Source organism: Psychromonas sp., assembly GCF_047632995.1.
In the GTDB taxonomy this organism is placed as follows: Bacteria; Pseudomonadota; Gammaproteobacteria; order Enterobacterales; family Psychromonadaceae; genus Psychromonas.
Window position 1 is genome coordinate 1 of record NZ_JBLIEK010000070.1, and the last position, 19,490, is coordinate 19,490.

The 19,490-nt window shown below is 41.6% G+C and carries 17 protein-coding genes; 4 read left to right on the forward strand and 13 right to left on the reverse strand.

What is annotated here, in order from left to right:
• The first annotated feature begins 133 nt into the window (after nucleotides 1-133).
• Nucleotides 134-1,036 (forward strand): LysR substrate-binding domain-containing protein, encoded by a 903-nt coding sequence (locus tag ACJAT7_RS12165; protein WP_415227072.1) that lies wholly within the window; start codon nucleotides 134-136, stop codon nucleotides 1,034-1,036.
• A gap of 64 nt (nucleotides 1,037-1,100) precedes the next feature.
• Here ACJAT7_RS12165 and ACJAT7_RS12170 read toward each other — a convergent pair whose 3' ends face one another.
• From ACJAT7_RS12170 to ACJAT7_RS12205, 8 genes are all read right to left on the reverse strand, one after another.
• On the reverse strand, nucleotides 1,101-1,901 hold the full coding sequence (locus ACJAT7_RS12170) for a Cof-type HAD-IIB family hydrolase (RefSeq protein WP_415227073.1): 801 nt from the start codon (nucleotides 1,899-1,901) through the stop codon (nucleotides 1,101-1,103).
• A 229-nt stretch (nucleotides 1,902-2,130) separates the two neighbouring features.
• Nucleotides 2,131-3,360 (reverse strand): DEAD/DEAH box helicase, encoded by a 1,230-nt coding sequence (locus ACJAT7_RS12175; RefSeq protein ID WP_415227074.1) that lies wholly within the window; start codon nucleotides 3,358-3,360, stop codon nucleotides 2,131-2,133.
• Nucleotides 3,361-3,692: 332 nt separating this feature from the next.
• Nucleotides 3,693-4,700, reverse strand: a complete 1,008-nt coding sequence (locus ACJAT7_RS12180) for a rhodanese-related sulfurtransferase (protein WP_415227075.1) — start codon at nucleotides 4,698-4,700, stop codon at nucleotides 3,693-3,695.
• Between the two features lie 175 nt (nucleotides 4,701-4,875).
• On the reverse strand, nucleotides 4,876-5,370 hold the full coding sequence (locus ACJAT7_RS12185; protein ID WP_415227076.1) for a GNAT family N-acetyltransferase: 495 nt from the start codon (nucleotides 5,368-5,370) through the stop codon (nucleotides 4,876-4,878).
• A gap of 118 nt (nucleotides 5,371-5,488) precedes the next feature.
• Nucleotides 5,489-5,776: a helix-turn-helix domain-containing protein gene (locus ACJAT7_RS12190; RefSeq protein WP_415227077.1), complete on the reverse strand. Its 288-nt coding sequence runs from the start codon at nucleotides 5,774-5,776 to the stop codon at nucleotides 5,489-5,491.
• Nucleotides 5,777-6,072: 296 nt separating this feature from the next.
• A complete protein-coding gene (locus tag ACJAT7_RS12195; protein ID WP_415227078.1) occupies nucleotides 6,073-6,882 on the reverse strand; it encodes an HD-GYP domain-containing protein in 810 nt (269 codons plus the stop codon).
• Nucleotides 6,883-7,059: 177 nt separating this feature from the next.
• Nucleotides 7,060-8,247, reverse strand: a complete 1,188-nt coding sequence (locus tag ACJAT7_RS12200; RefSeq protein WP_415227079.1) for a 3-phosphoglycerate dehydrogenase family protein — start codon at nucleotides 8,245-8,247, stop codon at nucleotides 7,060-7,062.
• 486 nt (nucleotides 8,248-8,733) lie between these two features.
• Nucleotides 8,734-9,732 (reverse strand): LacI family DNA-binding transcriptional regulator, encoded by a 999-nt coding sequence (locus tag ACJAT7_RS12205; protein ID WP_415227080.1) that lies wholly within the window; start codon nucleotides 9,730-9,732, stop codon nucleotides 8,734-8,736.
• 490 nt (nucleotides 9,733-10,222) lie between these two features.
• Here ACJAT7_RS12205 and ACJAT7_RS12210 point away from each other — a divergent pair, with 490 nt between their 5' ends.
• On the forward strand, nucleotides 10,223-13,501 hold the full coding sequence (locus tag ACJAT7_RS12210; RefSeq protein ID WP_415227081.1) for a glycoside hydrolase family 3 N-terminal domain-containing protein: 3,279 nt from the start codon (nucleotides 10,223-10,225) through the stop codon (nucleotides 13,499-13,501).
• A 250-nt stretch (nucleotides 13,502-13,751) separates the two neighbouring features.
• Nucleotides 13,752-14,129 (forward strand): hypothetical protein, encoded by a 378-nt coding sequence (locus tag ACJAT7_RS12215; RefSeq protein WP_415227082.1) that lies wholly within the window; start codon nucleotides 13,752-13,754, stop codon nucleotides 14,127-14,129.
• Between the two features lie 183 nt (nucleotides 14,130-14,312).
• On the opposite strand, the gene ald is transcribed toward ACJAT7_RS12215, so the two are convergent.
• A complete protein-coding gene (gene ald, locus ACJAT7_RS12220) occupies nucleotides 14,313-15,461 on the reverse strand; it encodes an alanine dehydrogenase (protein ID WP_415227083.1) in 1,149 nt (382 codons plus the stop codon).
• A 185-nt stretch (nucleotides 15,462-15,646) separates the two neighbouring features.
• Between ald and lrp the strand changes: the two genes are divergently transcribed.
• The gene (gene lrp, locus ACJAT7_RS12225; RefSeq protein WP_415227084.1) at nucleotides 15,647-16,123 is read left to right on the forward strand and encodes a leucine-responsive transcriptional regulator Lrp; all 477 of its coding nucleotides are present in this window, start codon (nucleotides 15,647-15,649) and stop codon (nucleotides 16,121-16,123) included.
• Nucleotides 16,124-16,173: 50 nt separating this feature from the next.
• Here the strand turns inward: lrp and ACJAT7_RS12230 are convergent, their stop codons facing one another.
• From ACJAT7_RS12230 to ACJAT7_RS12245, 4 genes are all read right to left on the reverse strand, one after another.
• Nucleotides 16,174-16,950, reverse strand: a complete 777-nt coding sequence (locus ACJAT7_RS12230; protein ID WP_415227085.1) for a TatD family hydrolase — start codon at nucleotides 16,948-16,950, stop codon at nucleotides 16,174-16,176.
• Nucleotides 16,944-17,984: a DNA polymerase III subunit delta' gene (gene holB / locus ACJAT7_RS12235; RefSeq protein ID WP_415227086.1), complete on the reverse strand. Its 1,041-nt coding sequence runs from the start codon at nucleotides 17,982-17,984 to the stop codon at nucleotides 16,944-16,946. The genes ACJAT7_RS12230 and holB overlap by 7 nt, the downstream gene beginning before the upstream one ends.
• 1 nt (nucleotide 17,985) lies before the next feature.
• On the reverse strand, nucleotides 17,986-18,657 hold the full coding sequence (gene tmk / locus ACJAT7_RS12240; protein ID WP_415227087.1) for a dTMP kinase: 672 nt from the start codon (nucleotides 18,655-18,657) through the stop codon (nucleotides 17,986-17,988).
• A gap of 79 nt (nucleotides 18,658-18,736) precedes the next feature.
• A partial coding sequence (locus ACJAT7_RS12245) for a LysR substrate-binding domain-containing protein (protein ID WP_415227088.1) occupies nucleotides 18,737-19,490 on the reverse strand: 754 nt, incomplete at its 5' end.

Below are 19,490 nucleotides of genomic sequence, written 5' to 3' on the forward strand. Positions count from 1 at the left end.
GATTTTTCTCATAGGGTCAATTTAATACTTTCTATTACTTTGATAAATGGTGTTATTGTTTAATGATTAACAATGATATGTTGATAATAAAGATAGCTTATTGCTTAATCACTCCCAATAAGGGTTGTAACAGATGGATAAAATAACAAACATGAAGGCTTTTTCTGCTGTAGTGCTGGAAGGATCCTTTGCAAACGCGGCACTGCGCCTTAATTTATCTGCGCAGCTGGTGAGCAAATATGTGTCACAACTGGAAAATTCACTGCATACACGTTTACTCAACCGCACCACTCGCAAGGTCAGCCTTACCGAAGCGGGCAGCGCTTATTGGACTCGTTGCCAACAAATACTTATTGATATTGAAGAGATGGAAAATGCCCTGAGTAACTCGCATCAGCGCGTCTCTGGGGTGTTGACCATCAGCGCCCCGATGTCATTCGGTGTCAAACATTTGCCTAAACTCTTGGTCGATTTTCAACGACGCTATGCAGATCTAAAGATTGACTTGAAGTTGACCGATAGAAAAATAGATATTGTCGAGGAAGGCATTGATATTGCGCTGCGTATCGGAGATCTCAAAAGTTCCTCCCTTATCGCCAAGCGACTTACCGCCATCAATATTGCCATTTGTGCTTCACCTGATTATCTGGCAAGGAACGGTACGCCTGCAACGCCACAGGAATTAGCCGGTCACGCCTATCTAAAATATAGCTATTCAGAAAAAAGCAGTCTATTTGCGCAGTTTAATTCCGATGCGCGCGATCCCAAGCTAAATGGTAACTTACTCTGCAATAACGGAGATCTGTTGGTCAATGCGGCTATTTATGGAGGGGGGATTGTTATTCAGCCAACATTTATTATTGGTGAAGCGCTACGTGCTGGTCAATTAACAAAAATTTTGACCGAGTACGCGCCCTCCCCTCTAAGCTTATATGCGGTTTATGCGCACCGACAATTTCTCGCCAGCAAAGTGAGATGTTTTATCGATTTTATCGCTGACTATTATGGCGCGCGGCCTTATTGGGATCAAGAATAGAACCTCTAGGCGCTATTTAAGAACAGAAATAGACGAGCAGAATTTAATTCTCCAGCCCGCCGTTTTATTTAAGCAGATGCTTAAGCATATAATGGGCGACGGCCTCATCATCACAATCACCTATAACCTCATGTTCAGGTAATGCTAATTTCACTTTATGGTGCGCGGTGCCCATCACCAGCCCTTTTCCTGCCATAGAAAGCATTTCAAAATCATTCATGCCGTCACCAAATGCGATACAATCTTTTAATTGATAACCTTTCATCTTAGCAATGGCATCCAGCGCATGGCCTTTGGACACACCCGCATCCATCACCTCAAGACAAAAAGGGGTAGAAAAAGCGATATTGGCTCTGCCGGCAAATTTTGCTTTAATTTGATTTTCCCAAATAACCAGCTTCTCATGATTCTTATCTTCACGGGTTATAAATATTTTAGCGATATCTTTTAGCGGGGGATTTTGTAGATCAAATATTGTATAAGGGAAGCGTTCCTGATCAGCGGGACGATTAAGATCCTCTTTGCTACTCAACCAGTCATCACTGCGGTAGATATTGATAAGAATTTCATTATCATCTTTAACCATTTCAATAATGCCGGCAACAATATCCTCAGGTAGATTTTGTTTGAAAATCATTTCATTGTCGCAATCATGAACCCGAGCGCCATTGGAGGTGATCATAAATGCAGGGATACCCAGTTGCTCACGCATATGTGCAACATCGATATGGTGACGGCCTGTTGCAAAAATGAAGTCTGTGCCCTGCTGATGTAATTGCGTTAATACTTTTTTAGTAAAAGGGGTTATTTTATGATCTGAAGTCAGTAGCGTACCATCAAGATCTGATGCTGCAATCTTATACATATAAGTTCTCGCTTAGGTTTTACGGAGAGGAGAGAGATATCTGAGCATAACATAATTTATCTGCTTAATATCACGGTAATAGCCGCCTATTATCGGTTTTTATCAGCTTCACAACGGTTACGTCAACCTAGCTAAATTAACCTTTTTTTACAGCTCACGCAGCAACTGAACAATAAAAAACGACACCGTGCGGCGTCGCTTTTTTATTGATTGGCGAAAAATAGCGCCTCTATGAACGGCGGCCGGCAGTGCCATTTTTTGAACGGATACGGCGCGCATTTTGTGGTTTTTTCGGTGCGTGACCGACATCAGAGGCAGGCACGGCTAATTTAGCTGCAAATCCTGCAATCTCTTTGCGCGGGATAAATTCACCGAGACGATTTTCAATCGCGCAAAGGTTTCTAAAATCATCGCGTGACACAAACGAGATAGCTTCACCCGATGCGCCAGCGCGTCCCGTACGACCAATGCGATGCACGTAGTCATCGGCCTGATCAGGCAGATCATAGTTAATCACTCGGGTCAGCGCGTCAATATCTATGCCACGAGCGGCAATGCCCGTTGCGACCATAAAGTTAAGTTTACCCGCTTTAAAGTCTTCTAATAATTGCGTACGCACCGCCTGACTTCTACCGCTATGAAGTGCTTCGGCTTTATTACCGCGTTTTTCAAGCTGGCTGACTAGCTTCGCCGCGCCGCGTTTAGTTTCGATAAAAATAAGCGCTTGCTGCCACTGATTTTCAGTGATCAGATAACTCAACAATGCCGATTTATTTTCTTTATCAACGGTAACCAACCACTGCTTAATCTGCGGAGTCGTCTGCTCGTCTGCTGCAATCGCAATTTCTACCGCATCTTCGATAGCGGTTCTAGCTAAAAAACGCACCTGATCCGAAAGCGTTGCTGAAAATACTAGATTCTGTCTTTTCAGGGGTAAACGTTCAACAATCTTATTAATGTCGTTAATAAAGCCCATATCCAGCATGCGATCCGCTTCATCTAACACTAATATTTCCAACTCATCAAAATGGATAGCACGTTGCGTATACATATCCAATAAACGACCTGGGGTGGCAACCAAAATATCAACACCTTCAATCAGACGTTGTTTTTGGGGCGCGTCATCAACACCACCATACATAGCCAGTGAAGTTAAGTGCAGGTGCTTGCCATACAAGGCAATGTTCGCCTCAACCTGTACCGCCAATTCCCGTGTGGGTGTCAGGATCAGCGCACGAATGCGTTTGGCACGCACGGCAGGTGCATCAAGCAGATTTTCTAATATAGGTAACACAAAACTTGCCGTTTTACCTGTGCCCGTCTGTGCGGCAGCAATAAGATTTTTACCCGCTAAAATGACCGGGATCGCCTGTTGCTGAATAGGTGTCGGTGTCTGGTAGCCTTGTTCGGCTACAGCTTTTACAATCGGATCGCTTAATCCAAGGGAGGAAAATGGCATTTTAAATCTCAGCGTGATGATAAATAAACAAAAGTTAAGGCGACAGGCAATAACAATAAAACAGAACGGGGGATTATAGCATGAAGCAAGACTCTCAGGAATAATTCCACCTATCATCAGGGATCTGATTGACACGACATGGGTTTGGCAACCACTAGCAGCTCAAATCAGAGCCTTAATCGATTACCTACACAATTAAAAAACTGCATTTCCTGATACATTAAAATTAACCCGAGGATAAAAAAATGGTCGCTTACGACAGCCCCGGCTACCGGAAGATGCATCTTCAGATAGCTTGGGAGAAACTGTTCTGCTTTTTCATCGCTAATAGATCAGATTTTTTTCTCTTTGTGTTTCGCGCCTGTTTTAGCGCGCTGCTCTGCTTTGATAGCCTGCTTTCTGCTGCGGTTTTTTTCCAGCTGCGTTAGCGCATCTGAGCCGATATGAATTTCACCTCGCTCCGTTGCCAAACGTATCTGCTTTTCACGTTGCGCAAAGCGATTTTTCTGATCTTGTGTGAGTTGATCGAAACATTGATGGCAAGCGATACCTTCCATATATTTGTCGGATAGTTTATCTTGCACGGTAATAGGTAAGCGGCAACCGTGGCATTGATCGTAGTGACCTTTTTGCAGTTGGTGATTAACCGAAACGCGATTATCAAAAACGAAGCATTCGCCCTGCCACATACTCTCTTGTTCATCTACTTCTTCAAGATACTGAAGTACCCCTCCCTCGAGATGATAAACTTCATCAAATCCCTGCTCTTTTAAATATGCAGTCGACTTTTCACAGCGGATACCGCCAGTACAAAACATCGCTACTTTTTTATGTTTTTCAGGATCAAGGTTATCTTTAACATATTGCGGAAACTCGCGGAAATTCGTTGTCTTAGGATTCACTGCATTTTTAAATGTGCCGATGCTGATTTCATAGTCGTTACGGGTATCCACTAATAACACGTCAGGATCGTTAATCAGTGCATTCCACTGTTTTGCTTTTACATAGGTACCGACCACTTTTTTCGGATCAATACCTTCCACGCCCATGGTCACAATCTCTTTTTTAAGCTTCACCTTAGTGCGATAAAAGGGATTTTCCTGAGTAAAGGATTCTTTAGTAGTTAACCCATTTAACAGCGGATCTGATTTTAACCAATTGATTAAATTATCTATCGCTTCGCGGCTGCCAGCGACAGTGCCGTTAATACCTTCATTAGCCAGCAATAAAGTGCCTTTAATTTTATTGGCTTCCATTATAGCTAATAACTGAGGTTGAATTTCGAGGTAGTTGTCTAAAGTGACAAAACGGTATAAAGCACAGACGACTGTGTTGGACATGCTATTTTCCTCTAAGCTAACTGAAACGTAAATCCAGCGCTGATTGTGAATCAAGGGCGTATTATACGGAGCTGACCAAGGGTTTCAATTAACATTTTTAACAAAAAAACAACATTTAAATCATTAAGATTAAGCAAGGCCAAGAACTGATTGGCCAAGCAGCTAGACTCCAACCTTACAGCATTTCCATGCGACTAATTTCTGTATCAGCGGGTTTTTCCATATAAAAGCTAGTTAAACTTTGTTCGCCCACTTCAAGCAACTGTTGCTTTACCACCTTAAAGCCAAAGTGTTCAAAAAAGGGTTTTGCAGTAATACTGACTTGTGAAAAGTAGCATTTAATATTTTTATCTCTGCCTTGCTTTAAAATATGCAGCATCAGTGCTGTACCGATCCCCTGTCGCTGGTTGTCTTGATGACAAAAGAAGTGATCAATTAAGCCATCATTTTGTAGATCCGCATAACCCACAATCTTGCCGTCAATTTCCGCAATAAAAGGTTCAACATCACTCATACGTTTATTCCAAATAAACAGATCCATTGAATCAGGCGCCCATGCTTTTAGTTGCGCTTCATTATAATCCTGCTTATTAATATTGCGGATCGTATTTAAAAAAAGTAACCAAGTCGCTTGCGCATCTTGTTCAGTGTATTTTCTGATAGTGAGCATAATAATAATTCCAATAACGTTTACTGTTTAAATAGTTGTTCTGCTTATTGTATATAGCATACCCCTTTTTCAAGGCAGTAATCATTTACCGGTTACTTTGTGTAAAAACAAATTGATTTTAACTATTTCCAAGTACCTCTTTAACCTGTTCAAGGTTCTTTGCAATCCATGATTTATCAATAGCGCCCCATGATGCGATTGAGTAGCTTTTATTTATCGTGCCGCCTGCATTCACACACTCAATATCCAATTCAGAAAGCGCTTTGATTGTGTCTTGTAATGTACGTCTGGGCATACCTGTTGCTTCTAAAATCAAAGAGGGTGTATTGATACCAGTATCAATCAGGTATGCAACGAGCAGTCTGCGGTAATAGCTTGTTTTTGTTTTGCTTTGTTTACTTAGCATGGTTAAATTTTATTCCTCTATTTTTAGATTTTTACAGCATGGTGAATCTGTATTTGTAAAATTTATATTCTAGAAGCTACAGAAAAACATTACGATATTCAATAATATAGATATTACAATCATAACGTTATTTTGTAAGGAAAAAATGGGATGGTGAAGGTTATCTTGAGTGCGGGCTAAAACAAAGAGTTACTCCAGACAAGGGCTTATTTTTCTATCTTAGGCTTCTCTATTGTCAGATAAAATAATCGCCAGATAAAATATCTGGCGCAGTATAAAACTGACGATATCGGCTATTAGCTAACTTGAGAACTTTCTTTTATCTGCTTATAGTTATCTAAAAACAGGGTTACAACATCGGGATCAAAATGGGTTTCTGACTGCGCACGAATATGTTCCAGTACTTTTTCTTCCGGCCATGCCGATTTATATACACGCGGATGAATAAGCGCATCCCAGACATCAATAACGGCAAAAAATCGTGCTGTTATTGGAATTTCCTTGCCCTTCATTCCTTTGGGATAACCTGTTCCGTCCCAGCGTTCATGGTGGAAAAATGGAATATCTACGCTGGGCTTTAGAAAGACAATCTTAGATAAAATATCATATGCAATTTGCGGGTGAGTTTTCATTGTCACCCACTCCTTTTCATCTAATTTCCCGGGCTTAATTAAAATTGAATCGGGTATGCCAATTTTACCAATATCGTGAAGCATTGCCCCTCGTTCTATGCACTTGAGTTTTTCCGCTTCTCTGATACCCGACAGTTTAGCCAGCTCAACCGTCATTTTAGTCACACGTTGAGTATGATCTTTGGTTTCCCTATGACGAAGATCCATAACATGGACCCAACCGCTAATCGTTTGGTCATAGCTTTCAACTAATTTAAGATTGACTTCTTGCCTTGCATTAACATCTTTTCTAATCAAAAAGAACAGAAGTAATCCTGTGATGATAATAAAAAACCATCCTTTAATACTCTGCGCAATAATAAGAGAGGCTTTATCCCGAAACAGCTGCTCTACGACTAAGTCGGAGAAAAATATCCACGACATGCCCAGTATCAGATAGATCAATACGATTCGGTAGTGGGGTTTTAGATTCATTGAACTTCCGGCTAATAGCTTATGCTTGCTAAATGAGGATAGTTTACCTAATAAAAAAGCTTTATAACAATATTTCTCATATAAAAAAGGATCCGCTGATATTGATTTTGGAGAATGCGTGCAACTCTATTTATAGCGGTTTTCATAAATAACAGTTACACGACTCGATTTCTCATGCTAGCTCAGTACGTTAATCTCGGGCAATGCGCGCACCGCTATAACGTGATCAATTTTATGGATCGCAGTAATCAAATCTGCTGAAGCTTGGTCTTCCAGATCGATAATATTATAGGCAATATTGTGGCGACTTTTGTTTACCATATCGGTCACATTAACGTTTCTCTCCGCCAAAAGAGAGAGAACCTTGCCCAACACGCCGGCAACATTTTCATTTGCAAAGGTTATCCGGTAAGGGGTAGTGCGTTCAAGACTGATTGGCGGGAAATTGACGGAATTTTTAATATTTCCATTTTCCAGAAAATCAATTAACTGATTACAGGCCATAATCGCGCAGTTATCTTCTGCCTCTTCGGTACTTGCGCCAAGATGAGGCATAGGGATCACATCTTCTCGTGAAATCATCGCGTGCGTTGGAAAATCAGTCGCAAAACGATGCAACCTGCCACTATCAAGCGCAGCGATCACCGCATCTGAATCGGTAATTTCACCTCGGGCAAAGTTAAGCAGGCAGGCATCTTGTTTGAGATGAGCCAGTGCAGCACTATTGATCAGATTTTTGGTCGCTTCAATAGCCGGAACATGCAGGGTGATATAATCACAACGTGCCATCAAGGAGTGCAGATTTTCCATCTTTTCTATTTTACTCGATAAACGCCAGGCAGCTTCGATTGAGATAGCAGGATCAAAACCGACCACCTTCATCCCTAAATCTATCCCCATATTGGCAACATTCGCCCCAATTGCGCCTAAACCAATTACGCCAAGGGTTTTGCCCGCTATTTCATGGCCCTTAAAGTGTTTTTTAGCTTCTTCGAGTGCGGGACTCATCTCCTGATCAGAGAGATCCACTAAACCACGACAATGGTTAATGCCTGCAATCGCACCTCGCGAACAAAGCAGCATCGCAGAGAGTACTAGTTCTTTAACTGCATTGGCATTAGCGCCAGGCGTATTAAACACCACAATGCCCTTCTGTGAACATTTTTCAACCGGGACATTATTAACCCCGGCCCCTGCGCGGGCTATTGCTTTAACCGAATCAGGCAAAGGCTCATCGTGAAGTTTAAAACTACGTAAAATAATCGCGTCGGGTTCATTTATGCCACTGGCTACCTCATAATTATCATGGCTAAAATTATCCAAACCTATACTGGCTATTTGATTGTAAGTTCTGATTTGAAACATATTAATTCCAATTATGTATATGAAAAATGGGGAGGGTTTTATCTGAGGTTGCATAAAATTTACTATCGATATTAAAAATAACAAAAGACCTTATGCAACCGATACTAAACTGATTGTAAATTAAGCACAATTTGCTTTTTTTGAGCCTTGTTAGATATCTACATTTTATTTTTTGCACGATCAAGTTATGCAAGCTTGATCTCATTATTTTAGATTTGATAGCATATATTATTAATTGGTTTGCGCAGTTCAGGAAAATCAACGTAACAAGAACAGCTGACTATTTGCCGCTGATTTAACGGAAAAACAAGCAGCCCTGTATCATTTTCTTTATCGCGATTTGAGGTTAGTCATCGCTACAGGCGGTGTAGGGAAAGGGGGAAGATTAAAAAAATATTGCTGAGTTATAAAACTGATGACGCTATTACTGTTAAAAAATATAACTTATCTGGACTGCTAAGATCGGCATATCGCATAAATTTCCTGCTAATTGATCCTCTTCACAGAATTTCTGATCACCAACTCGGGTACTAATTTACCTTGTATCGAATAAGCGCGCTTCTTAATTAATGACAACACTTTTTTGGCTGCCTCAGCCCCCATTTCGCTAGTTGGAAAATTAATTGATGTTAATTTAGGGTGAAGATGCGGACCATAAATATTATTATCAAAGCCGATCACAGAGATATCATCACCAATAGAGATCCCTCTCTCATTTAATACATCGTAAAGGCCCCAGGCAATAGGATCATTTAAACAAAAAACAGCAGTTAATTGGGTGTTGCGATCCAGCAATCGTCTTGGCGCAAGGTGATGATCTTTTAAATCAAATCGCCCCTCCACGATCAATCTATCATCATATGGAATACCGTACTCAATTAATGCATTGCGGTATCCCTGTAATCTATTTCTGCTCGCTTGTTTATCCATTTGACCTGTAATGCAACCAATCTTTGTATGGCCATTCTCAAGTAAATATTTGACGGCAAGATATCCCCCTAATTCATCATCTAAACCGATACAGTTTTCAGCAATTTCGGGGATATAATGGTTGAGGAGAATAGTAGCAGGCATTTCAGCGACAATTTTAAGTATATCCTCATCAGTTAACATGCCCGTATGAATAAGCAAACCATCAACCTGTTTTGCCTTTAAAAAATCAATAGCGTCAAGTTCACGTTCCCTTGACTGATTGCCGCTGGTAGGTATTAAATGGAAGTTATTATTGCGTGCAGTCTCTTCGGCTGAGCTTAATAATGCAGAATAATAGGGACCTGCGAGTATATCAAGCAACATGCCAATACTATTGGAACGATTTGAAGCAAGCGTTTGTGCTGATAAATTCGGTTTGTAATTTAACTCCTTAATTGCCTCATTTACTTTTTCTCGGATCTCCACTGCAACTCTAAGGTTGTTATTGATTACCCGTGAAACAGTAGCAGAAGAAACATTCGCAAGTTTGGAAACATCATTAATAGTGGCCAACTTTAATCCTTTTAAACCTAATATAGTTATACTTAAAATCACGCACAGTGGCCGCATAAGTATCGAGTAGATTCAGACAGGCTGAATGTCGATTAACTGCTTATCACAAGGCAAATTGATTAATTCAATACCCTCTATTGACATGTTGTTCATGTAAATATGGCATCGCTGGTAAACTACCGGTCTATTTTACAGAGTACATAGCAGACCGCACATGTTAACAAATCCCTTGCTGCAGGTGAAGTCTTTTGATAAAGAGAAGATGTAAAATTTAGATGTACTTGTGAGATGCTTTTCACCATCCCTCACTTCGTGAGCAACCTCTCATTAATCAGACAATTTCATTTACCATCGAAGCACCTCCCTACTACTTTGCTTTAATATGTCATATTCGTATCTTGCAAAACGCTTCATTTGCAAATAAAAAATACGTTGCACTATAATTTTTACCGCAACTAAGCCATGTAACTTGTAATAAACAGGAAAAATCATGCTCTATAAAAATTCCATATTGCCGTTTTTTGTAACATTGTCGTTATCAGCAACTTGTTACAATGTAACTGCTAATGACACAAATCCCACAACTGTCAAAGATACAAGCAAGGTGCCTTATTATAAAACGTGGCCAAAAATTAACAGTGTGATTGCAAAAGATGCGCAGCTTGAAGATAAAGTTACCGCTATGGTTGCAAAAATGACGCTGGAAGAAAAAGTTGGACAGATGATTCAGCCCAATCTTAATGAAGTAACTCCCCAAGAAGCAAAAAAATATAAATTAGGTTCTCTCTTAAATGGAGGAGGAAGCTGGCCAGATGACAATAAATATGCAACGGCAGCTGAGTGGGTCAAAGAAGCTGACAAATATTACAATGCACTGGAAGACGCATATGCCGGACGCGGATTTAGAGTGCCATTTATGTGGGCAACCGATGCGGTACATGGCCATAACAATGTTTTTCGAGCCACCGTTTTTCCTCATAATATCGGTTTAGGGGCCGCACATAATCCCGAGTTAATCAAACAAATTGGCCAAGCAACGGCAAAAGAGGTGGTTGCGACAGGCCTTGATTGGACATTTGCGCCGACCGTGGCCTCCCCCCGCGATTATCGTTGGGGTCGCGTTTATGAAGGCTACTCAGAAGATCCGGAAATCATTTATCAATATGCCGGTAAAATGGTTGAAGGCCTGCAGGGTGGCGCGGCAGGATTACGGGGACAGGCTAATGTTATCTCCAATGTAAAGCATTGGGTCGGTGACGGCGGCACATTAAATGGTGTTGATCGCGGTGAAAATCATTACAGCGAAGAATATTTACGTAATATTCATGCTACCGGGTATTTCTCTGGTTTAGATGCGGGTGCACAGGTGGTGATGAGTTCATTTAATTCATGGCACAATCCGGCAAACTATGATCAAGACGGCTCCGGCCGTTACAACTTTAAGCTCCATGGCAGTAAGTATCTGCTCAATGATATCTTAAAAAACAAAATGGGCTTCGATGGCATTATTGTAACCGACTGGAATGGTCAAGGTGAAATAACCGGTTGCAGTGCCGCTAACTGTCCGGAAGCGGTCAATGCCGGTAATGATATCTTTATGGTAACGGCGCGCAATGACTGGCAGGCTTTCTACCGTAATGTGATTAGGCAAGTAAAGAATGGCACTATTACACAGGCACGCATTGATGATGCAGTAACACGTATTTTACGCGTAAAAATGCGTGCAAATCTTTGGCAAAAACCGAAACCCTCTGCACGTGAGTTTGCGGGGAGAGATGATCTTTTAGGCTCAGATGCACACCGGGCCATCGCCAGAGAAGCGGTCAGTGAATCACTGGTACTGCTTAAAAATGAAGGCAATATTCTCCCTTTGCACAAGGATAAAACATATCTGATAACAGGGAGTGCAGCGAATAATATTCAAAAACAAACAGGTGGCTGGAGTCTTACCTGGCAAGGCACAGAAAACCAAATTGCGAAAGACTTCCCCGGCGCATCCACTCTGTTGATGGCACTCATCGATCAGGTTGGCGAAAAAAACATTGTCACTGAAAGAGATAAAGCGCCAGCAGGAAGTATTGCCATTGTAGTAATGGGGGAAGATCCCTATGCAGAAATGTTTGGTGATATTAAAGCACACAAAACGCTGGAATATTCGACCTTAAAATCACAATATGGCGCGGATCTTAAACAGATTAAAGCGCTAAAAAAAGCGGGCTTTAAAGTAGTAACTGTCTTTTATTCCGGTCGCCCATTATACGTCAATGAAGAGATCAACCACTCTGATGCCTTTGTGGCAGCTTGGTTACCAGGCACAGAAGCCGGCGGCATTACTGACGTTTTATTCAATGTCGATAATAAAGATTTCACCGGCCGCCTCTCCTACTCTTGGCCAAAACTTAAATGTTCAACAACCATTAACCGTCATGCACCTAATATTGCCAATTATCAAACACCGGCAATGGAACAAAACATTAAAGGTAAGCATAAACCTTTATTCCCATATGGTTACGGCCTTTCATATGGTGAAAATAGTGCACAGCTTGCTAGCGAAAAGAATTTAAATGCCCTTCCTTTAGATCCAAGATCATATGGTTGCGGACAAGAGAAGCCTTCCACTCACCTTGCAACTGAAAAACTTGAGATCTTTGGACGTGCAACCGATGGTGAGTTTGTTGCGCGTATCGCCGGCGAAATAAATGGCTGGGCGGGCGTTAATGTATCGACCGGAACAGAAACATCGATAGGTCCCTTAATTACCAAGCCTATTAACTATAAGCACCAGCAAGATGCGCTAAATGTTAAATTTATTGGCGAAGGGGGAAGTCAGCTTTATATGCAGACTTATAACGGCAAAGGCGTGGACAAAAACGCTTATATGAATGCCCAATCAACATTGCAATTTGATATTGATATGAAAACCGTTGCACCGAAAGAGTTAATATTATCAATGCATTGTGAATGGCCATGTCTGGGTGAAGTGAAAATTGCCAATCTATTACCCGCCCCGTTAAAAGATCCAACCATTGCTAATTGGCAGACAATCAAGATCCCGCTATCCTGCTTTGCAGATCAGGGAATGAATTTTTCGCTGCTCAATACCGGATTTTTGATCTATTCCAATTCTAAAACTCCGATTGAATTTAATTTAGGTGAAATTCGTTTTGTGCCTAAATCAATTGATGCGGCAGAAGATGCAATTTCATGTGATAACTTTAAAACTAAAGCGCAACCCGCACTCGATGATAATTCAGTCGCTCTCACGTCGCTATGGCCAGAGACCAATTCATGGCAGGCTACTACAGTCGACTGGTCGAATATTAAAGGACATGTCAGCTATAGCGAAGAAACGGTGCAAGGTGAAGCTGTTTTATCGGTTACTTATAATGCCAAAAGCCCTGAACACCATAAAGGTATTGTCACTATTCAAGGTGCTTCTCAAAATCTGAGTAACTATGTGGCAGCGGGTACCCTGGCATTTGATTTATGGATTGAAAGTTATGGGCAGCCGACAAATAAAAGTGCGGCAGCATCACAAGGTTTAGTCATTAAAATGGAGTCAGAAGAAGGCTCTGCCGATGATTACCTGTTACCTAGAGAGAATTATGCAACAGGGCAATGGCACCATATTGTCACTAACGTGAGTGATTTAAATACAGGAAAACTAGATATTACCGTAGTCAATAAGCCGCTGGTACTGTTACCTAGTTGGAGTGAATCTCAAGCGGGTTTTGCCTATAAAATTAAAAATATCACCCTCGTTAAATAACTTCGTCAGATTAAACATTAATTGGCAATGCGGAAAGGGATTTCTGCATTGCTTCTATACCGATAACCAATAAAAATATTTAATGTTCAATTAGCCAAGCCAATACTGTTTATTTAATTAATATATTTTATTTAAAATATATTAATGGTTAGATAGAAAAAAAGGCGCGTCAGCAGGGGATAAACTATATTTAGTAAACGCGCTATCGTATCAAGATCCGCTTTATGCTTGCCTAATAGAGAACCTGTTTATGAAAATATATTACCGTATACATAAAGCACCGTTCCGCGTTCTGAGTATCAGCAGACGACGTTTTTGGCTGCGCGTAAAACGTGATCTGCTGATTTTAAAAGCGCTATTAGCGCAGGAAAAACTGGAAACCAGAGAGATGCTGGCCACCTATAAACGCTATACAAAAAAACAAGCCACTGCGCAGGAGCTGCGCGCCGCAAATAAACAGTTTTCCGATATATTAAAAGGATTGGGATTAGGCATATTTGCCGTTTTACCTTTCGCCCCAATCACCATACCTATGATCCTCTGGCTCGGTAAAATCGTCGGCGTTGATGTGCTGCCAAGTTCATTTAACAACGTCACTAGCAAGCCAGGTAAACAAAAAAAAATTTAGCGAACGGAAAATTTGTTCAGCGGGGGCGTATTATTTTGGCGACTCTGGCGCAGGTACTAACGTAGCGGATTGATCAATAAAATCCTCACCCTTAGCCAAGAGTGAGGATTATTTTCTAACGACTATATTGATAACCTATTATTAAAAATCTCTGTGGCCGCCATTAGCTTGTAAAAATCAGATTTAAGCTGCTTCTACAGTGGTAAAGTCCAACTGCTTAGCCAATGCAATCTCTGGCACAACATATTCCATGTCATGTGCCACGGCAACACTTTCACAAGTCAGTAGACCATTAATCACATTAAGACCCTTTAATAGCCCTTTGTCACTTTTTAGTGCGTCTTGGTAACCTAAATTTGCCAGCTTGATAATATAAGGCAAGGTTGCGTTGTTAAGTGCAAAAGTTGAAGTACGTGCAACTGCACCCGGCATATTTGCCACACAGTAGTGAACCACCTCATCAACAATGTAAGTTGGATCTTGGTGAGTCGTCGCGTGCGATGTTTCAAAACAACCGCCTTGGTCAATAGCCACATCTACAATGGCCGAGCCTGTTTTCATCTTAGCGATATGCGCTTTAGTAATCAGTTTAGGTGCGGTGGCCCCTGGAATAAGAACAGCACCAATAACGAGATCTGCGGCTAACACCTCTTTTTCTAACGCATCTGCAGTAGAGTAGATAACTTTGGCTGAGTTGCCAAATTGAATATTCAGATTGCGTAACGTATCAATATTCCTGTCTAAAATAGTAACATCAGCGCCCAGACCTACCGCCATTTGCGCGGCGTTATTACCGACAATACCACCGCCGACAATAACTACTTTTGCAGGCGCCACACCGGGTACGCCACCTAACAGCATACCGCTGCCTTGATTTGATTTTTCTAAGGCTTGGGCCCCTGCTTGAATAGCCATACGCCCAGCCACCTCAGACATAGGGGCTAATAGCGGTAATCTGCCCTTATGATCGGTGACTGTTTCATAGGCAATACAAACCGCTTTTGAATCAATTAAATCCTGTGTTTGCGGTAAATCAGGTGCCAAGTGTAAATAGGTAAATAGGATCTGTCCTTCACACAACATTGCACGCTCAATCGTTTGTGGCTCTTTCACTTTAACAATCATGTCTGCTTTAGCGAAAATAGTTGCGGCTTCATCTTCAATGCTTGCACCCGCGGTAATATAATCTTGATCATTAAAACCAATCCCTATACCCGCATTCGTTTCAACAATAACATCATGGCCATTTTGCACTAATTCACGGACGCTTGCTGGAATCATACCAACACGATATTCATGATTTTTAATTTCTTTAGGTACACCGATAAGCATAATAATTTCCTTTCCACAGATTATTAGTAATTGATTCTGAGCTGCCACTAAATAACTATTTAGTGAAGTTAGTATAAGGAATTTCATACAGTTTTTTTGACTCTATTTTTCTGTTTGTAATGCCATTTTTAGATTATAATACTGAAAACAACCAATAAAAAAGTCAATAACACTGACATTAAAAGGTGAAGCAGTTGATATCACTAGACAGAATAGATCGAAATATATTACGGGAACTGCAGAAAAACGGCCGGATTTCTAATGTTGAGCTATCCCAAAAAATAGGATTAAGCCCCACACCTTGTTTGGAAAGGGTAAAACGGCTGGAAAAACAAGCGGTGATCAAATCTTACACGGCATTGCTTGATCCCCAACACTTGAATGCATCGCTACTCGTTTATATAGAGCTGACGCTTAAGCGCTCCAGTGCGGATGTCTTTGAACGCTTTAATAAAGCGGCCAAAGAACTTGACTCTATTCTAGAGTGTCATCTGGTCTCAGGTGATTTTGATTATTTATTGAAAACGCGGGTAGCCGATATGTCGGCATATCGTAAGGTGCTCAGTGAAACCTTACTTGCGCTGCCTGATATAAAAAACTCGCGAACCTATGTGGTGATGGAAGAGGTTAAATATTTAACCACTATTAATATTGCTAATTAATAGTGGCTAAATACAAAGTCTGATGGCAAGCCTATTTTTTACTATTTAACTTACCTATTGGCCTTTGCAAACAGCGTAAAAAAGTTTTCTGTGGTCGCGGCTGCCAGCTCTTCTAACGAAATACCTTTTAACCCTGCAACAAACTCTGCCACATTGCGGGTGTAAGCGGGTTCATTCTCTTGCCCACGGTGCGGCACCGGCGCTAGATAGGGAGAATCGGTTTCCACTAATAAACGGTTAAGCGGGATAGCTTTGATAACGCTCTGCAACTCCTTGGCATTTTTAAAGGTGGCAATACCGGAAATTGAAATATAGAACCCCATCTCCATCGCCGCCTGTGCCATCTCTAACGATTCGGTAAAGCAGTGTAAAACGCCCCCTACTTGCTCGGCTCCCTCTTCTCTAAGAATATCCAAGGTTTCCTGACGCGCATCACGGGTATGTACAATCAGAGGCTTATTAACCTTTTTAGCGACGCGGATCTGCGCCCGAAAAGAGGCTTCCTGCACTACTTTATTGTCCGGCGAATAGAAAAAATCTAATCCAGTTTCGCCAATGGCGACAACTTTTTCATGTTGCCCATATTCAAGCAGCAGGGCTGAATCAACCGCCTCCACCTGATGTAAAGGGTGCATACCCACCGAGCTGAATATTTGTGCAAAAGGGGCTACCAATTCTGCCATTGCCGGATATTTTTTTAATTCCACACAAACACTGAGCAGATAATTAACCCCCTGCTGCGCAGCTTTATCCACTACATCCGCTAAATCTTTATGCCTCTGTTTATAATCCAATCCATCAAGATGGCAATGAGAGTCAACTAACATACAGCTTGTTCCTTAAATTCATTTTTTATTTTTATCAGTAATGCATTGATTAAAAGTTCTTTTTTTAATGCTGAATGGTCAACCAATAATGTGCGTGTGTGTAATAACTCGGCGCATAAATAACGCAAACTTTGCAAACTTATCTGCGACTGCCAAATCTGTAATTGCGGCAAAGCAAAAGTGTAAATAGCATCGCTGCTAATCAATCTCTCTGACAACTTCAACTTATGTAAATCGTGTAGCAGATGAAAAAGCAATTGTAAGCGATGCTCTGCACCATCAGCTAAAAAGCGGCTAAAGGTAAACAGTGTTTCTGGCTGATTAAGTAGAGAAAAAAGCCCTTCCACACACTCTCGGCGTTGATCTATCGCATTGTCCTGATGCTCATTTTGCAACTGCAAGTGGTTGAGCAAGGCAAGCGGGCTATTTTGAAATAATCGCAATAGCCCTTTATCTTCAACAATAAAACCTAAATCAGCGAGCCAGGCTAATAATTGTGCGTCTTCCGGCGCATGCAGATGAGTATGCTGGACACGGCTCAGTAATGTAGGCATCAGTTCGTGATGGGTGCGCGCCAACAAAATAAGATAACTGTTACCTTGCGGCTCTTCTAACGTTTTAAGCAAGGCATTAGCGGCAGCCGTAGTCAATGTCTGCGCATTTTTGATAATAACCACTTTATTATCGCCAAGATGGGGCCGCTCGTTAAGGGTGGCGATTAAACTTCGGACCTGTTCAACACCTATCGATCTATTCTCTTCATTTTGTAAAAGATGAAAATCTAAATGGTTATGCGCTCCAAACAGTTGACAGGAATGGCACTGCAGACATGGCCCGTGCTGCTGTTTATTGCTGCACAGAAGATACTGCGCAAGCTGTTGCGCCTGTTTAAATTTGCCAATACCAGCACTACCGGTAAACAGCATCCCATGAACAAAACGCCCGCGTTGATAGGTTGCCAGTAGCTGCGCAAATGCAGGCTCTAACCAAGGTGTTGAAACAGATGCAAATGAATTAATCGCTGCGGCGCTCATATCAAGCAAGACTCGCTAGCCACTTGTCTAATTGTACACAGATCGCCTGTTCAACTAATTCTGGCGTTTGCCCGGCATCGATAGTCACGGCATGCTCATCACTTTTCACTAAGGAGATAAATACATTCCGAGTACGATCAAAAAAATCAAGTGCCTGGCGTTCAATGCGATCAAGTTCCCCGCGCCCTCGAGCACGGCTTAAGCCGATCGCCGGGTCGATATCTAAGTAGAGGGTAAAATCAGCTTTGAAATCGCCTAAGGCAAGCTGCTTGATATTATGAATCAGCGGCAAAGAGATGCCGCGTCCGCCGCCTTGGTAGGCAAGCGAAGAGTAGTTATGGCGATCACCGATAACAATTTTCCCCTGCGTCAAAGCAGGCTTAATAATATGCTCGACTAACTGCACGCGCGCAGCATACATCAGCAGCAGTTCCGCTTTGTCCTGCAGCGTTTCACCCTGCACGTCCATTTTTACAATATCACGCATCTTTTCGGCAAGTTCAGTGCCGCCCGGCTCACGCGTGTAAACAATATTTTCAGCGGGCATATTCTGCAATGCCAACCAGTTAGCGATATAAGTGATAGCGGTACTTTTACCCGCGCCCTCAAGACCTTCGATAACAATAAATTTATTGGCTAACTTTTGCGCCGCGGATTTTTTTGCAAGTGACATCTATTACTTTCCTAAAATATTTTGAACGGCACGATTATACTCTTTTAAATTACAGGGGGGAGAATAACAATCATATTAACTAATGCAACCCTCTATTCTGCTCTAAAATCCAATTTAAAAATGCCTGATATTTCGGCCTGCTCTCTTGTCCTTTAGAACAGATAAGATCATAACCAAGTCCCGCATCAACAGAAGCAAAGGGAGTAATTAATTCTCCAGAATCGAGATGGCTCTGAATAAGCTCAGCACGTCCCATGGCGATCCCCATTCCCTGTCTGGCAGCGACTATTGCCATTTCACAATGATTAAACTGATATTGTCTCTGCTCGCTATCTAAGTCCACTGAATTTGCTTTCAGCCAAGTGGACCATTCATGCGTTGGAGAGATGGTTTCCAGTGACTCTATACAATGGATAAAGGTCACCTCCTTTAATTTTTTAATATCATCCGCCAATGCAAACTGTATAGCGTATTCAGGCGTACAAACGGGAACTAATCTTTCAGAAAACAATCGCTGACAATGTAGATCCGGGTGATCTTCATTACCATAGTAGATCGCCAAATCGACAGGCTCATGCTTAAAATCGAGTTTGCTCGCTTTTATCCTGATTTTAACATTTAAGTTCGGATACAGTTTTTGAAAACTTGGCAGTTTTGGCATCAACCAGGCTAATGCAAAAGTGGGTGATGCACCGATATAAAGCTCACCACGCAGCTCATTAAAACGTATATCGTCTAGCTCGGAAAAAATTTCTGCAAAAGAGTGATTTAATGTCACTAGTAAACGCTCCCCTTCCGGTGTCAATTCCAAACGACGTGTAAGGCGCACAAAC

Coding starts and splice junctions, on each gene's coding strand:
- ACJAT7_RS12190 (WP_415227077.1), bottom strand. CDS start 5,776: ATGCTAAGTAAACAAAGCAAAACAAAAACAAGCTATTACCGCAGACTG.
- tmk (WP_415227087.1), bottom strand. CDS start 18,657: ATGTCACTTGCAAAAAAATCCGCGGCGCAAAAGTTAGCCAATAAATTT.
- ACJAT7_RS12210 (WP_415227081.1), top strand. CDS start 10,223: ATGCTCTATAAAAATTCCATATTGCCGTTTTTTGTAACATTGTCGTTA.
- ACJAT7_RS12170 (WP_415227073.1), bottom strand. CDS start 1,901: ATGTATAAGATTGCAGCATCAGATCTTGATGGTACGCTACTGACTTCA.
- ACJAT7_RS12195 (WP_415227078.1), bottom strand. CDS start 6,882: ATGAATCTAAAACCCCACTACCGAATCGTATTGATCTATCTGATACTG.
- ACJAT7_RS12230 (WP_415227085.1), bottom strand. CDS start 16,950: ATGTTAGTTGACTCTCATTGCCATCTTGATGGATTGGATTATAAACAG.
- ACJAT7_RS12175 (WP_415227074.1), bottom strand. CDS start 3,360: ATGCCATTTTCCTCCCTTGGATTAAGCGATCCGATTGTAAAAGCTGTA.
- ACJAT7_RS12180 (WP_415227075.1), bottom strand. CDS start 4,700: ATGTCCAACACAGTCGTCTGTGCTTTATACCGTTTTGTCACTTTAGAC.
- ACJAT7_RS12215 (WP_415227082.1), top strand. CDS start 13,752: ATGAAAATATATTACCGTATACATAAAGCACCGTTCCGCGTTCTGAGT.
- ACJAT7_RS12200 (WP_415227079.1), bottom strand. CDS start 8,247: ATGTTTCAAATCAGAACTTACAATCAAATAGCCAGTATAGGTTTGGAT.
- holB (WP_415227086.1), bottom strand. CDS start 17,984: ATGAGCGCCGCAGCGATTAATTCATTTGCATCTGTTTCAACACCTTGG.
- ACJAT7_RS12165 (WP_415227072.1), top strand. CDS start 134: ATGGATAAAATAACAAACATGAAGGCTTTTTCTGCTGTAGTGCTGGAA.
- ACJAT7_RS12185 (WP_415227076.1), bottom strand. CDS start 5,370: ATGCTCACTATCAGAAAATACACTGAACAAGATGCGCAAGCGACTTGG.
- ald (WP_415227083.1), bottom strand. CDS start 15,461: ATGCTTATCGGTGTACCTAAAGAAATTAAAAATCATGAATATCGTGTT.